The organism is Patescibacteria group bacterium, assembly GCA_028707495.1.
Lineage (GTDB): Bacteria > Patescibacteriota > Patescibacteriia > UBA2591 > JAQWAS01 > JAQWAS01.
Genome location: JAQWAS010000003.1, coordinates 71,812 through 88,264, shown reverse-complemented (window position 1 = coordinate 88,264; position 16,453 = coordinate 71,812). Strand labels below are relative to the sequence as shown.

General features: G+C 33.2%; 14 protein-coding genes. 2 read left to right on the top strand and 12 right to left on the bottom strand.

What is annotated here, in order from left to right; genetic code table 11:
- Positions 1-2: 2 nt before the first annotated feature.
- Together PHS07_01840 and PHS07_01835 are read right to left on the bottom strand one after the other, a co-directional pair.
- Positions 3-2,570 carry a type IV secretion system DNA-binding domain-containing protein gene (locus tag PHS07_01840; protein MDD4607068.1) on the bottom strand — a complete coding sequence of 856 codons (2,568 nt, stop codon included), beginning with the start codon at positions 2,568-2,570 and terminating at the stop codon, positions 3-5.
- Positions 2,571-2,574: 4 nt separating this feature from the next.
- Positions 2,575-3,102 carry a hypothetical protein gene (locus PHS07_01835; GenBank protein ID MDD4607067.1) on the bottom strand — a complete coding sequence of 176 codons (528 nt, stop codon included), beginning with the start codon at positions 3,100-3,102 and terminating at the stop codon, positions 2,575-2,577.
- A 312-nt stretch (positions 3,103-3,414) separates the two neighbouring features.
- On the opposite strand from PHS07_01835, the gene PHS07_01830 reads away from it, so the two are divergent.
- Positions 3,415-4,356, top strand: coding sequence for a magnesium transporter CorA family protein (locus PHS07_01830; GenBank protein ID MDD4607066.1), 942 nt, complete (start codon positions 3,415-3,417; stop codon positions 4,354-4,356).
- Positions 4,347-5,780, top strand: a complete 1,434-nt coding sequence (gene cysS, locus PHS07_01825) for a cysteine--tRNA ligase (GenBank protein ID MDD4607065.1) — start codon at positions 4,347-4,349, stop codon at positions 5,778-5,780. Before PHS07_01830 ends, cysS begins: the two co-directional genes overlap by 10 nt.
- A 303-nt stretch (positions 5,781-6,083) precedes the next feature.
- On the opposite strand, the gene PHS07_01820 is transcribed toward cysS, so the two are convergent.
- The 10 genes from PHS07_01820 to PHS07_01775 form a co-directional block, all read right to left on the bottom strand.
- Positions 6,084-6,305, bottom strand: coding sequence for a hypothetical protein (locus tag PHS07_01820; protein MDD4607064.1), 222 nt, complete (start codon positions 6,303-6,305; stop codon positions 6,084-6,086).
- Positions 6,306-6,453: 148 nt separating this feature from the next.
- Entirely contained in the window at positions 6,454-7,353 is a 900-nt protein-coding gene (secF, locus tag PHS07_01815; GenBank protein ID MDD4607063.1) for a protein translocase subunit SecF, read from the bottom strand.
- 5 nt (positions 7,354-7,358) lie between these two features.
- The gene (gene secD / locus PHS07_01810; GenBank protein MDD4607062.1) at positions 7,359-9,392 is read right to left on the bottom strand and encodes a protein translocase subunit SecD; all 2,034 of its coding nucleotides are present in this window, start codon (positions 9,390-9,392) and stop codon (positions 7,359-7,361) included.
- 134 nt (positions 9,393-9,526) lie between these two features.
- Entirely contained in the window at positions 9,527-10,129 is a 603-nt protein-coding gene (locus PHS07_01805; protein ID MDD4607061.1) for a hypothetical protein, read from the bottom strand.
- Positions 10,130-10,242: 113 nt separating this feature from the next.
- Complete coding sequence (locus PHS07_01800; protein ID MDD4607060.1) at positions 10,243-11,340, bottom strand: phospholipase D-like domain-containing protein; 1,098 nt, start codon at positions 11,338-11,340, stop codon at positions 10,243-10,245.
- Between the two features lie 27 nt (positions 11,341-11,367).
- Positions 11,368-12,492 carry a molecular chaperone DnaJ gene (dnaJ, locus tag PHS07_01795; protein ID MDD4607059.1) on the bottom strand — a complete coding sequence of 375 codons (1,125 nt, stop codon included), beginning with the start codon at positions 12,490-12,492 and terminating at the stop codon, positions 11,368-11,370.
- 18 nt (positions 12,493-12,510) lie between these two features.
- Complete coding sequence (locus PHS07_01790; GenBank protein MDD4607058.1) at positions 12,511-13,647, bottom strand: hypothetical protein; 1,137 nt, start codon at positions 13,645-13,647, stop codon at positions 12,511-12,513.
- 20 nt (positions 13,648-13,667) lie between these two features.
- A complete protein-coding gene (locus tag PHS07_01785) occupies positions 13,668-13,964 on the bottom strand; it encodes a DUF3467 domain-containing protein (GenBank protein MDD4607057.1) in 297 nt (98 codons plus the stop codon).
- Between the two features lie 27 nt (positions 13,965-13,991).
- Positions 13,992-15,917 carry a molecular chaperone DnaK gene (gene dnaK, locus PHS07_01780; GenBank protein ID MDD4607056.1) on the bottom strand — a complete coding sequence of 642 codons (1,926 nt, stop codon included), beginning with the start codon at positions 15,915-15,917 and terminating at the stop codon, positions 13,992-13,994.
- Between the two features lie 110 nt (positions 15,918-16,027).
- Positions 16,028-16,435, bottom strand: a complete 408-nt coding sequence (locus PHS07_01775) for an Hsp20/alpha crystallin family protein (GenBank protein ID MDD4607055.1) — start codon at positions 16,433-16,435, stop codon at positions 16,028-16,030.
- Positions 16,436-16,453: the final 18 nt, after the last annotated feature.

Here is a 16,453-nt window from a genome sequence, read left to right as displayed (position 1 = left end):
AATTACAGAGTGCGCTCAGCAACCAGCGGTCCCTGTTGTGCGCTACTACCACCCAATTGCGAACGCTCTAAAATTTCTCTTTCAACAGTTTGGCGATCACGACCATATTTCAAGCGTGATAAATCTTTAATCGCCTGAGCTATTTTAACATTACCATCACTGGGTGGTGGAAAACAATGCATATTGAAAGCTCGCGAAGCTTGATTATCAATTAATAAACGTACGTAAGCATTATATCTTTCTAAATTTATTACATCATTTTCTGAACACACTGGCGCTAATTGCTTAGCCATAGTTTCAGCATCATCAACACCAATTCTAAAATTGACGATTGTACCAACATTACCAAAAACAGCGTCACGAATTTTTGCGTCCTGATTTTGAACTAATTGACCAATATACTGATGCGCAATGGTTAAATTTAAACGGTATTTACGCGCTTCAGCTAAAATAGTGGCAATTGAATCGGTAATAAAATTTTGGAACTCATCAATATATAAATAAAAATCTTTTCTTTCACTCTCTGATATATTAGCTCGTGCCAAAGCCGCCATTTGTAATTTTGATACAATAATTAAACCCAACAAATTACTATTAACTTCGCCGGTTGTACCTTTAGATAAATTAACCAACAAAATCTTTTGCTGATCCATAACATCTTTTAAATTAAAACCTGAGTGACTTTGACCAATAATATTTCGTATCATCGCGTTTTCTACAAACCGTCCAACTTTAGAAATTAAATAGCCCAACATTTCTGATTTATGAAAATCTGAGGTTTTAGCCATTTCTTTTTCCCAAAAAGATCGCACGACTGGATCTTTAACTTTAGCTACCCATTGTTTTTGAAAATCATTATCCGAAAACATGCGTGGAATTTCAGCAATTGTACCAGGCTGTTGTTCGTCTGACATTAAAGTCAACATGACGTTGCGCATATTATGTTCAAACATTGGCCCAATCATTTCTGGCGGGAATAATTTATAAAAAATAGCTATCATTTCTTGAGTAGCAAAATCACGCTCTTCTTCAGTTTTACCCTCTAGCATATTTAAACCTATTGGCCGTTCAATATCTGATGGATTAAAAACAATCACATCTTCAATCCGTTCTTTGGGTATGTGCGGTAAAATATCTTCAATTAAGTCACCATGTGGATCAATCACACAGACACCTTTACCATTTTGAATATCTTGAATAGCTAAATTAGAGATAAAAACAGATTTACCAACACCCGTCATACCGATAATGTATAAATGTCGACGCCGATCGGCTTCTTGTAGTTTAATTAATTTTTTTTGACCTCGATAGACACTCTCACCTAAAATCAAACCTTCATTAGGTAAATTGGCTGGTGGTGGACATTTTGTAGCTAATAGCCAACGAATGTTTGGTGTTTCGGTGGTCGGCAAAGGAAAATGATATAAACTGGTCATCTCTTCGGTGTTTAAAATCATTTTATTTTTTTCATTGAAATTTCGATAAATATAATCTTCCACTATTTGATCTAGGTTTTTACCAGAAACGTTGATGGCCTTAAAACCATTACCATATTCATAACCCGTATATTGAGAAAAAGAGTCTAAAATATTATGCAAATCAGCCTTAGCTTTTTCTAAAGTACTAGATGAAACAATCACTCGAATATTCACGTCAAAACCGGCTTTGCTAGTTTTATTTTCTAAAGCTTTAACTGTTTCTTCTTCCATGGGCGACAAACGATATTCTTTTTTAGGATCTTGCATTTTATCCTCTTTTTTCTGTGGCCATAAATAATCACTCAAATCACCAACTGTTCTTAGAATTGGATTCCCCATAACCTCTTTTTTGGCTTGTTTTAAACTTTTGCCTTGTTGAATTTTGGAAGCTAATTTAGCACCCAATTGATGCCAGGATTTATGAGCTGAACGAGCCACAATTTGAATAACTGCGCCATCTGACGGGTCAAATTTACTCATCACATTTGTTAAAGCATTTAAGGGATCTGCTCCGGTTTGAGTATAAGTTTTTAGAGGAAAAATAGAATTTTTGGTTAATTTTAAATAAGCCCCAGCCACCTGACCTTTTTCATGAAAAATATTATAGTCATCAACTTCTTCAATTTGAGCATTGTGATATTGAGCGTGAATTTGTTGTTCAAAAAATTGTTGTAAATACTTTGGCACAACCACATAGAATGAAATCAAACCTTCGCGATCAGCTACAATTTCAAAACTAAAATGATCTTGCCGTCCTAAAATTCTACTTTGGAAATTAACTGCTGGCGCCAAACCGCCCAGAGTTGAATACAAAGCCTCCGCCACCGCTAAAATATCTTGCATTTCTTTTTGCCCCTCTTCTTTATTATCTTTATCTTTTGGTACAGTTACTAATAGATAAACCCTTTTAAATATTGCCGACCAGCCATACATTCGCGTTAAAATCTTTTTTAAAATTAACCATGCTATAAACAAAACAAAAATTCCAAAAATTATTAAAAAAATAAACATCACCAAGGACGATGAGACATCTTGGCCTACACTAGGCACTTGCGTTAAATCAATTTGTACAGATGTTTGTAATAACCACATATTTTTATTTTTGCTTGTCTTTGGATGCTAAATTTAATATTTTTTCTGTTTTAATCTTGGCCTGTTTTTTAATAAAAAATTTGTTAACCCCAGGCAAAATTTTGAGCCACTCTAAAATTAATTTGATAATTTCTTTGATTTTAATTTTAACTGAACCTAAGATTTTTTCAATTTTATAAGCAGTTTCTTCTCCAGCCTGTTTAAATTTTTCTTGAGTGGGCTTATCTAATGACGCATAAATATCCTCTAAATCTTCGGATAAAATCTTTTCTATTTTGATTAAAGTCTCACTTTTGGGTGGTAAATCCGAAACCTTTGGAGTCTGAATTTGAGGCGCGCTATAGCCTGGCAAATCCTGTTCTTGACCAATAATCTCTTTTTCGAGTTGTGGTGTTTCTTTCGGAATTTCAACTTCTTCCCGGCTTTCTTTGTCTTTAGGAATTTCAGGTGTTTTATTTTTTTCTTCTTGTAAATCTAAAATAACCTCTTCTTCGGGTGATTCTTTTTTATTCTTTAAACTAGCTTCTAGCATATTTTTAAGTTTAAATTGATATGTCTATATTATACTATATTTAATGTGTATAGACAAACATTTTACAGTGTTATTGCAAACGTAGCGAAGCAATTCAGTAAATTGGTGGCCAAATACTATTTTATAAAATTACTTCATCAGTCTACCGACTAACCCACAACGATACTAATATGAATCATTTGCATTATTGGCATTAATTAGTGTATTAATATTATATTTAAATGTCTTTATGTTTAAATGTTTAAATGTTTAAATGTTTGTATATTTAAATGTTTTTATGTTATAATAAATTATTATCAATAAAATAAAAATATGTCTATTTTACCTAAAAAGGTCAAACAATTGACTAACCAAAATTTTACCTGGGTTGATATTAATTTTTGTGGCAAACCCCAAATGGAATTTCTAAAAAAAGAATTTAATTTTCATCCATTAGATTTAAAAGATTGTTTACCTCCACTTCAACGCCCTAAACTTTTAGAACGTCCTGACTACTTATTTATGATTCTACAATTTCCAGTTTACAATCGCCAAGAGCAGGCCCTCCGTGCAGCGGAAATTGACTTTTTTATCGGTAAAAATTTTATTGTGACTGTGCATAATAACGATTTAACACCAGTTATAGAATTATTTAATAATTGTCAAAAAAATACTGAATTAAAAAATAATTTATTATCCACCAACCCCGCTACCCTACTCTATGAAATTTTACATAATTTAATCGTCTATTGTTATCCAATTTTAAATCATATTAATTTAGATTTGGATGAAATTGAGAAAAACATCTTTTCCGGTCAACAAAAAACTATTTTAAATAATATTTTTAATGTCCGACGCAATACGATTAATTTTCGTAAAACCATGCAATCACACAAAACTGTAATTAAAAAATTAATCGACCGTTCAACCAACATTTTCATTATCGACCAAAAAATTGATATCTATTTCAAAAACTTAATCGAACACACCAAAGAAATTTGGGAATATTTAGAAAACTACAAAGAAACCATTGAAGCGCTCTATTCAACTAACGAATCCATGTTGTCTAATCGTCTCAACACTATCATGAAGACTTTGACTATCTTTTCAGTTATTGTTTTTCCTTTAACTTTATTGGCTGCCATTTTTGGTATGAATACCTTGGGTGGTATGCCCTTTGTTGATTCACCTTTCGGTTTTTGGGCTGTCGTAAGTATTATGATTCTGGGCACCTTAATTATGTTTTCTGTTTTTAAACACAAAAAATGGCTTTAAAATTATTTAATAGTTTAACCAACAAAAAAGAGGTTTTTAAATCTCTAGAATCAAAACACGTTCGCATGTACAATTGCGGACCGACGGTTTATAATTATATTCATCTCGGCAATCTGAGATCTTTTTTGTTTGCTGATGTCTTAAAACGTTATTTAGAATTTAAAGGCTATCAAGTCCAACAAGTAATGAATATTACCGACGTGGGTCATATGGTAGCTGATGCTGAAACCGGTGATGATAAATTAGAAACTAGTGCCCAAAAAGAAAAAAAGACACCCCAAGAGATTGCGACTTTTTACGAAAAAGCTTTTTTCGATGATATTGAAAAATTAAATATTCAACCAGCGACTGAATATCCCCGCGCCTCACAACACATTCCGGAAATGATTAAATTGGTTGAAACTCTAGTTGACAAAGGTTATGCTTATGAATCAAACCAATCTGTTTATTTTGATGTAACTAAATTTAAAAAATACGGCAAACTCTCTGGCAATACTTTAAAACAACTCCAAGCTGGTAAAAGAATTGAAGTTAATCCTGATAAAAAAAATCCTTGGGATTTTGCTTTGTGGATTTATGATCCTAAACATATTATGTTTTGGAAAAGCCCCTGGAATGACCATGGTTATCCGGGTTGGCATTTAGAATGCTCAGCCATGTCAATTAAGTATTTAGGCGAACAATTTGATATTCATACTGGTGGCGAAGATAATAAATTTCCTCATCATGAATGTGAAATCGCCCAATCCGAAGCTTCAACTGGTAAAAAATGGGTTAAATATTGGCTACACGTCAAACATTTAATTGTTGAGGGTGAAAAAATGTCTAAATCTTTAGGTAATTTTTATACCTTGAAAGATTTATTAAATAAAAATTATACTAGCCGAGCAATTCGTTATTTATTAATTTCAACTCACTATCGCCAACAATTAAATTTTACTTTTCAAGCCCTAGAAGCTAGTCAAAAAGCCATTGATAAAATTGATAATTTTACTAATCAAATTTGCCAAATTAAAAATAATGCTAATCAAAATAAGTCGAATATTCAAGAAATTAAAAAAATCATCAGCCAAACCAATCGAAAATTTATTTCAGCGCTGGATGATGATTTAAATATGTCTGAAGGTTTGGCGGTTGTTTTTAATTTTATTAATCAAATTAATAAATTAGATTTAAATCATAAAGCTGCAAAATTAATTGAAGAATTTATTTTTAATCTAGATCATGTTTTGGGTTTAGAAATTGCTAAAAATCTCCAAACCGACATTGATATTCCTAGAGAAATTTTAGATTTAGTTAAGGAACGCCAAGAAGCTCGCAAAAATAAAAACTGGGACCAAGCTGATGAATTGCGTGATAAACTTGACCAACTCGGCTGGCAGGTTAAAGATACGCCCGATGGCAGTGATGTGACGAGAAAATGATAAGACTGTCATTCCCGCATAGGCGGGAATCCAGTGTTAACTGCTACTAACTTTTCTATGGAAAAGTCTTTTTTTATTTTAAAAAATATACGCCTATCTGTGTCATTCTGAATTTGTTTCAGAATCTATTGATACTTTGTACTTTGTCCTAGCAAGAAACGTTTAGCTTAATTAAAGATCCTGAAATAAATTCGGGATGATAGCTACAACTCAGAATTACATTGTAAAAACGGTGTGGCCTTCTAAAAATAAAAAAGCCCCTTGTACAACAAGGAGCTTATTCGTGTTTTGAAATTTTAACACTTAAGGACAGCGAACCTTTCCAAAAGTTGCCCTGGTTAACATTTTACTTGGATGAGTTCGAATTTTACACGCTGTTTTTTTTGCTCTTTCATATTCAGGACTTCGCTCTGAAAAGGTTGTCATTATTACTTTACAGGCCTCTAGCGTAATTTCTTCTGGGGGGCGGTCAGCGCCAAATTCCCACCAAGCGTCAATTGTTTTCAATGCTTCTTCAGCGTCCATTTTTCCTCCTTTAGAAAATTTGTTTTTTCAATGAATAAAATCATTATCTTTATAGTAACATATATAAAAATCTTGTCAATATGAAAATAATATTAATAAAGGCGACATTCCAGAATGTCGCCTTCTATATGTTTAAATTTTTGTATGTTTAAATGCCTCTATTTCTCATCTTCTCCCAAACCACAACCAACGGACTAGCTAAGAAAATTGAAGAATAAGTACCTGAAATAATACCAACAATCAAAGTTAAAGCAAAATATTTAATTGACTCTCCACCAAAAATATAAATTGCTAATAAAGCCAATAAAGTTGTAATTGAAGTATTGACCGAACGTGTAATGGTCTGGTTAACACTCATATTGACTGTTTCTTCAAAATCTTCACCATAGTGTTTTAATAAATTCTCACGCGTACGATCAAAAACTACGATCGTGTCATTAACCGAATAACCTAAAATAGTTAATAAAGCCGCAATAAAAGCCACGCCAATCTCTATGCCAGTTGAAAAATGGGCAATAATGGAAATTACGCCCAAAGTAATTAAAATATCATGCGCTAAAGCTATGATAGCAACTATACCAAACTTCCATGAAGCCACCGGTTTAGACACGCGTCTGAATGCCCAAGCAATATATAAAATAATACAAATCGCAGCGACAATTAAAGCATAAATAGCTTTTTGTTTTAATTCGGAACCGATAATTGGACCAACTGATTCGAAACGTTTTTCTTCAACTCCTTGATAGGTTTGATTTATTTTCTCAATTACCCTTTGATGATCATCTTCGGTTGCAATTGACATTCTTAAAATCATATCCTGCTCTCCTGTTGGTTGAACCTGAATTTCGCCCAAACCTAAATCATTTAAGGTTTGTTTAATTTCACCGGTACTCGGTCGCTCGTCTTCGAAGCCAATTTCCAATAAGCTTCCGCCTTTAAAATCGATTGATAATGGCAAACCCCAAAAAATTAAACTTAAAATACTCAAAATTATTAAAACAATTGACAGGCTGAACCAAATTTTTCTTTTTTGAATTATTTTTATCATAGGAATTAATTAATTTCTAAATCTTTATCTTGTTGTTTATTTTTAACTCCATACAACCACAATCTTTTACCCCTACCACCAAATAATCTTAAAAATGTTTTTGTAATGACAATGGCTGAAAACATACTCAAAACAACACCAAGACCTAAAGTTAAACCAAAGCCCTTAATCATGCTCGTACCAAACCAATATAAAATTACACAAGTAATTAAGGTTGATAAATTACCATCACGAATTGAAGTCCAGGCTCGATCAAAACCATCCTTAACGGCTAAGTCTAAAGGCTTACCATCTTTAAGCTCTTCTTTTAATCTTTCAAAAATTAAAACATTAGCATCAACTGCCATACCAATAGATAAAATAAACCCAGCAATTCCAGCTAAGGTTAGAGTGATGGGAATTAATTCAAAAACAGCTAAAGTTATAACGCTGTATAAAATTAAAGCCAAAACAGCTAAGACACCTGGCCAACGATATAAAATTATCATAAACAAAGCAATTAGAATTAAACCGATCAATCCAGCTTTTAAACTTTTAGCCACAGAATCTTGGCCCAAAGAAGCACCAACTGTTTGTTGTGAAATTAATTCAATTGGTACTGGCAAAGCACCAGCACTTAAACGTTGAGCTAATAATTTAGCTTCAGTGATGTTAAATTTACCACTAATGACCGCTTTACCGTCAGGAATTTTTTCATTAACTGTTGGAATGCTAATTGCCTGACCATCTAAGAAAATCGCTACCGGCTGACCGACGTTGCGTTCGGTAATGGCCGCAAATAAATCTGCTCCCTCTTGATTAAATTCTAAAGCTATTTCTGGTGCGCCAGTATTGGGATCAAACTCAACTCGTGCGATTTGTAATTGTTGACCACTTAAACCAGTGTTTTGCCAAGGATCATAAGTAATACCAAAGAAAAGTGAACTGTAAACGATTTGATCTTCATAAGTTTTAGTTTCAGTCTCGCCTTTAATGTCAGTCACTTGAATAATATGATAGCCAAAATTAGTTTCAACTATATCTGAAATTTGATCTTTTTCTAAATTAAAGGCCGCCTCTTCAAATTCCGGCGCCATAGTTCCTTTACCAAAGAATCCCAAGTCGCCACCCATTTCAGCACTACTACAATCTGAATATTCTTTAGCTAAATCAGCTAAATTCTCGCCATTATTTTTTATACGATCTAACAATTCCTCAGCTAAAGTTTTAGCTTCTTCTTGACTTCTATCGGTTGTCGCTCGTTCAGCTCCTTGATAGGCAATTAAAATATGTGAAGCTTTTACCTCTTGGTCTTGATTTTCTTCAATTCTTTCTATGTTATATTTTTTATCGTCTATTTTTATAATGTAATAACCCGCGCGTGGCACCACATTCTGATCTAAAACCATATAGCCTAAATTACCCTCAATCACCTTTGAAATCTGTCCTTGATACATATTCCAAACCTGATCACGAATTGAAGCATCTATTTCATCTTTAAATTTTATTTGATCGGCATTAAATTCTATACCAGAATTTTCATCTGCGACTCGTTGAGCAATTTCATTAAACTGCGCTGGATTATTTTTGACTTCAGTTAAAATCTCTTGTGCTTGACTCTCAATTTTTAATTTTTCCTCAGCCTCGGGTGCGTCTTTTTGTTCTTTAAATTCTAATAAAGGCGTTTCTCCAATCATTTGAATCGCCTGTTTAACGTCTTTAACGCCTGGTAATTCTACAATAATTCGCCAAGTATTTTTAACTTTATTAGTTTGAACGACTGGCTCAGAAACGCCAAAAGTGTTAACCCGACGTTCAATCACATCTCTGACACCTTCAACAGCTGAACCCTTTTCTTCTGATTCGATATTGCTGACATCAGCTTGATAAACTAAATGCGTTCCGCCTTGCAGGTCTAAACCTAGATGAACTTTTTGATTGGTAAACCAATTAGCTACTTTATTATCCCAAGGTAATTTGGGATAATCAACAGCACCGCAAAAAAGGGCTATAATTAAAATAGCTGCAAAGCTTAACCAAATTTTTTTACGTTGTGACATGTGGATAAATATAAATAATATTTAATCATACTATCATAAATTAAAATCTAGGTCAATAAAAAAAAGAAGATCCCAATTACAGACCTCTCTTAAAAAAATTTTATTTAAAAAATAAATTTATTTAAATATATAATTTAATAATTTTCATCATCATCATAATCACGCTTTTTAGAGTGTTTTTTCTTTTTGCCGCCAACGATTGCCATTAATAAAACTGGCACACACAACCAAGCCAAACGCGCCCATTCGTTAGTAAAAATATTTTTAGTTAAATATGATAAAGAACTTAAACTCTCCTCTGGTAAAAAAGACAAAGTAATACTAATTAATAATCCGATATGTAAAAAACTAAAAACTACTGACTGAAACCAATTCGTTTGGCTTTCTGATGAAGCAATAGTTTTTAACAAAGCCGACCGCGACAAAAAAATAAACATTATAATAAACAAGACTAGAAAAAAGGTTACTTGAAAAACAAACTGTTGATCGCCAGCTCCTACCATCGCCGAAATATTCCCAACATTAGGAATAAATTTAGCGACCGCCGTGGCCATATAAATACTCACTAAAATTACCAGAACGCGATCACGTCCCAAAGAAATACCATAGAAAAAAGCCACAATTACAAAAAGTAAAATAATAAACAAATCCCAACTTGGATTGCTTAAATTAACTTTATCAACTAAACCAGCTAATTCTTCTGAATTGGCCTGCGCCAGGATAGGTGTTAAAAACATATAAAAATATTTTTGTTTTGATAATAATATATTATACTACATTTTTAAAAAAATAGAAAAGTGGATAAAGTAGATAATTTGTTTTTTATTTTTAAAAAACCAAGACAACAACCTTAACCCTTTTTAATATGCCATAGTTGACACAGTTTAAAAGCGATTTTTTCCTTTAAACGTTGCCAGTTTCCCCTTCTTTTCCAATTAAAATCTTCCAGCTTTTTAGCCGAACTTATCCAAGCTAAAATTGTTTTTTTAAGTTGTTGAATATTTTTCTTATTTTTTATTTCCAGATTAGCTTCATAATTATCATAAAAACTCGATTGATCTAAATTGCTACTTCCAACCATGGCCCAATCATTATCTTTAATTACGCCTTTACCATGCATCATTTTTTCAACTAAATGAACATTCACACCAATTTTTTTTAAAAAAGCAAACTTGGCATAAGCTGCATATTGAATAATTCTAACATCAGTTCTGAAGGGAATTAATAAATCAATTTTGATTCCTCGCTGACGCGCTTTCCAAAGCGCATATAAAAATTTTTTATCTGGAAAATAATAAGGTGAAAAAAGAATAACTCTTTTACGAGCCTTGAATAAGGCTTGAGTGTATTTTTTTCTAGCAAAAGATTTCTTATAATCGGCATCGTCAAAAACAAAATTAAATTTATTATTTTTAGTTCTAAATTTATACTTTAATAAATGATGAACATTTTTTTTATCTCCACCACATAGAATGTAAAATTTAGCAAAAGATCTTAACAAAGATCGCACCACCTTACCTTCAATTTTAATTTGGATATCCAGCCATTCTCGCATGTGTTTTTGAATATTAACTCCGCCGATAAAACCAACCTCTTCGTCAATAATTAAAATTTTACGATGATCCCTGTTGGTTATTCTTCGCCAAAATTTTAAAAAAGATTTTTTACTTTCATAAAAAAATCGAATATCCACGCCTGATTTTTTCAAACTTTGAATTCTTTTGCGTGACAACCAAAAACTCCCAGCTGAATCGACTATTAATTTAACATCTAAACCTTGACGAGCTTTTTGCTCTAAAATATCAAAAAAAGGCTGACCAGCCTCATCATCAACAAAAATATATAATTCCCAATAGATTGATTTTTGAGAATTTAAAATAGCCTGATACATTGCTTGCCAGGCCTCTTGCGAATTGGAATAAATTTGATAGTCAGACTGATTATTCATAAAATAGTTTTATTTTATAAATTAAAACTATTCTTCTATTTTTTGCAATTCTTCAAAAATTTTCTTTTGTTCTCTGGTTAAACTTTCTGGAGTTTTAACTATAATTTTAACCAAATGGTCACCCTTACCATAACCACGCAATTTGGGTACACCCTTATTTTTTAATTTAAAAATTTTACCACTCTGCGTGCCAGCCGGAATTTTTAACATCACATCTCCATGTAAAGTTTGAATTTTAATTTTATCACCCAAAGCTGCTTGTGAAAAATTAATTTTTCGTTCAGATAGAATATCATCGCCTTGACGATTAAAATCGGTATGAGGTTTAACTGCTATATGAATATATAAATCGCCGGCCGATGCCCTTTGTTGTCCGGCCTGACCTTGACCTGATAATTTTAAAATTTCACCATGATGAATGCCAGCCGGGACTTTAACTTCAATTTCTGATTCGTCTTTAACGATTCCCAAACCATTACACTTTGAACATTTCTTTTCCGGTACTTCGCCTTTACCCTGACAATCTGGACAAACGCTCACGCTTTGAAAAGTACCAAACATTGTTTGACGTGCTACGCGCACCTGGCCTCTCCCACCACATTGAGAACATTTTTTCATCTGACTGCCAGGTTCGACTCCTTTGCCTTGGCAGTGCTGACAAATTATATTTTTAGTAATTTTTATTTTCTTTTCTACTCCAAAAACTGCTTCTTCGAAATTTAAAGTTAAATCTATTTTAATGTCTTGGCCTCGACGAGACCGATTACTTGACCGCTGACCATCAAACCCAGAAAAACCAAAAGCTGACGATAAAATATCGCCCAAATCAAATTCCATGTCGTTAAAATTAAAATTAGCGCCATTTTGGCCAAAAGCATCAGTATAGGCGCTGAAATCACGAAAATCCCTAAAACCGTGTGTCCCGCCATGTGATTGAGCTTGTTCAAAAGCTGAACCAAATTGATCATATTGCTGACGCTTGTGCGGATTACCTAAAACCTGATAAGCCTCGTTTAATTCTTTAAACCTCTTTTCATCGCCACCCGGTTTATCAGGATGACACTCGTGCGCTAATTTACGAAAAGCTTTTTTAATTTCTTCCGGCGAAGCGTTTTTATTCACTCCTAAAATTTTGTAATAATCTTTACCCATTTTTATTTTAAATAATTTTTAATTTTTACCGTAACCTTGTTTATCAAAATAATCTAATAAAACTTTTTTAAATTCATCGTTCTGATTAAAATCCAAGGCCGAATCCTGAAAAATACCTGACAAAATTTCCATCAACCGCTGTGGCTTAAATATTTTTTCTGGACCACCGGATTTTTGGTGATCCTTTTGCCACTGATTATATTTATCCATAATTTCAGGATTGTCTACATCAACCGATAATAAAACTAAATCATCAATCGGCAACATTTCTTGGCTTAATCCATGCTGATGTAATTTCTTTTTAACGCTTTCGACTTGTCTCTTTTTATCATCAAATTCTTTTTGCCCAGATTTTTTAAGAGTTAATTGAATACCTTTGCGTTTTGTATCTGAACTTATCTCTTCAACCCCAGTTGCACGATGATGCTTATCTTCAATTTTTAAAATACAGTCAGTTTTAAATTCTACATCATCAACTACGTCAGCTTCAATATATTCTAATCCCCATTCTTCTCCCAGATCTAAGCTAATTTTTTTCAAAGTTGATTGAATCATTTTTTCAAAAACAAAACCAGCCTTGCGTTCATCTTTGCCTTCTAATAATGATTCATAAGCTTGGGCTAAATATAAATCTTGCTGACCAACATTGTCAACAAACAATCTTTGTAAAATAAGTTGTCTATCTTTTTTATCACGAACTAATTTATCAAAATAAGCTTGAGTATATTTTTCACGCCAAGTATTATATTTTTGATAAATTTCTTTTGAAACAATTTGATGATTTAAATCATAATAAACTCCCCACTCCATATCTGTAATCATTTCCGATTCAGAAACAACTTGTTTTTCGCCCTTTGAATTACGATATTCAAAATAAAAACCTTTTTTAGTTTCAACCAAATCTACTTGTCTGATATTTTCTTTTTCTTTAAAATCAACAAATCTTTCACCTTGCTTGGCTCTACGATCTTTAACGTTCATTGAATCTTGAGATTGAGTGTCTTGTTGTATGTTTTCCAAAGTTTGTGCTTTTAATTCTAAAATTTCTTGAATATTTAAACCTAAAGACTCAATTTCTAATTGCACTTTTTCTGGTGATAAATCTTTATTTTCAGGTTGATAAACTAAAAAAGATTTTTCATGGTTGTTTTCCATATTTTTTATTTTTTATAATTTTAATCGCGAGCGCCAAAGCCCATTTCAGTGTTGGGCGAATCAGCTTTTTCTATCTGACCAAAGCTGTCTTCATATTTTTTCAAATTTTCTTGCAAAGCCGCTACAATACGTTTCATGTGGCCAGGCGAAGTAATGACTTTACTTACAACTCTGCCAGATGGTCCAGCGATATTGGCAAACATCAGCATAAACTCTTCTTTGGTGTGCGAAACTTGCATAATGTTGGCATATTCCGCACCCGGAATATTGTCGGCTAGTTTAATTTGTTTATTCGGTTGTGGTTGTTGATTTTGCATATGGTAAATTTAATTATTTTATCTCTTTTATTTATTCTCCCCATCCTTCACCTCTTCAAATTCCCCCTCAACCGGTTCATCTTCTTTTTTGTCATCCTTAATATCATCTTTTTTATCTCCGTCTTGGGCGGATTGTTTGGCTTGCTCTTCTGCCTGCTGTTTATACATGGCTTCGCCTATTTTCTGAGCAGTCACACTTAGGTCGTCTAAAGCTTTTTTTATTTCATCCTTATTGTCAGTATCTTTAACTTTTTTCAAAGCTTCTAATTTTTCTTCGACTTCTTTACGAGTGACTTCTTCAACTTTATCAGCGCTATCTTTCAAAACTTTTTCTGTTTGAAAAATAACTGTTTCAGTTGTGTTTTTTAGATCAATTAATTCTTTTTTATTTTTATCTTCTTCTGCATGCAGGTCAGCTTCTTTTTTCATTTTTTCAATTTCATCTTTTGATAAACTAGAAGATGCTGTAATGGTAATTGTTTGTTCTTTGCCAGTACCATTGTCTTTAGCTTTAACATTTAAAATACCATTGGCATCTAAATCAAAACTAACTTCAATTTGAGGCACGCCACGTGGAGCTGGTGGAATACCATCCAACATAAACCTACCCAAACTTCGATTATCGCCCGCCATCGGTCTTTCACCTTGTAAAATATGAATCTCGACCGAAGGTTGACTATCAGCTGCGGTTGAAAAAACTTGCGATTTTGAAGTTGGAATGGTGGTATTTTTTTCAATCAAAGGAGTCATCACTCCACCCAAGGTCTCAATGCCTAAAGTTAGAGGCGTCACATCTAATAACAAAACATCTTTAACATCGCCTTGAAAAACTCCGCCTTGAATGGCTGCCCCCATAGCCACAACCTCATCTGGATTAACTGAGATATTGGGTTCTTTTTTGAAAAAATCTTTGACTGTTTTTTGAACCAAAGGCATACGTGTCATGCCACCGACTAAAATTACTTCTTCAATATTTTCAACTTTAAGTCCGGCTTCTTCTAAAGCTTTCTTGCAGGGCCCTAAAGTCTTTTCAACTAAATCGCCAACTAATTCTTCTAGTTTAGCCCGTGTCATTTTAATTAATAAATGTTTAGGACCTTCAGCGTCTGATGTCACAAAGGGTAAATTAACTTCCGTGTTGATCGCAGTTGATAATTCAATCTTAGCTTTCTCAGCAGCCTCTTTTAATCTTTGTAGAGCCAACTGATCTTTTGATAAATCAATCCCCTGCTCTTTTTTAAATTCTTCGATTAAATACTGTGTAATGCGTTGATCAAAATCATCTCCACCTAAATGCGTGTCGCCAGAGGTTGATTTAACCTCAACCACGTTTTCACCAATATCTAAAACCGACACATCAAAAGTGCCTCCACCCAAATCATAAACTACAACCTGTTCGCCTTTATTTTTATCAAAACCATAAGCTAAGGCCGCAGCGGTTGGCTCGTTAATAATACGTTTAACCTTAAGACCAGCGATTTCACCGGCGTCTTTGGTGGCTTGACGTTGTGAGTCATTAAAATAGGCTGGCACCGTAATTACCGCTTCTTCTATTTTTTCGCCTAATTTTTCTTCAGCATCAGCTTTTAATTTTTGCAATATCATAGCTGAAATTTCTTCTGGCGTATGTTCTTTATCATTCATGACAACTTTAACTCCATCACCTGATTTTACCATTTTGTATGGCATTAATTTTAAATCATCTTGAATTTCCTTTTCTTCCCAACGACGACCAATTAAACGTTTAACCGAAAAAATCGTATTAGCTGGATTAGTCACGGCTTGACGTTTGGCCAATAAACCAACTAAACGATCACCAGCTTTTGAAATAGCTACAATTGAAGGTGTGGTGCGATTACCTTCTTTATTTTCTAAGACCTTGGGCTTACCTCCCTCGACAATCGCCATGCAAGAATTAGTCGTGCCTAAATCGATACCTAAAATTTTACTCATATTTTTTATAAATTAATAATTAGTTAATTTTACTTCGGGTTAGTAAATTAAATTTTAATTTACTAGCCCAAAGTAATCCCATCAAATGAGATTACTTGGATAATGACAATTTATTTTTTTTCTACTTTAACTTTGATAGTTTTGATTTTGCTTTCAGGCGCTTTAGGAATAGCGATTTTTAAAACGCCATCTTTGGACGTAGCCTCGGCCTTATCTGAAATAACATGTGTTGGTAAAACTACCGAACGATGAAAACTACCAGTGCGCATTTCTTTTCGGTAATAATTTTTTTCATCAATTTCAGTTTCTTTTTTTGCTTGACCCTTGATAGTTAAAACATCATTTTCAATTGAAATTTCTACATCCTCGGGCTTAACTCCACTCAAAGCAGTTTCAACCACGACATCGTCTTTGGTCTGATAAACGTCTATGGCTGGCACAAAATTTTGAGCATTTGAATAAAGACTTGGAGTTAAGTCTTCAAAAAGCTTGTCTTCCTCATCCCAAAATGGGAACATGGGCCTCCATTTGATTAT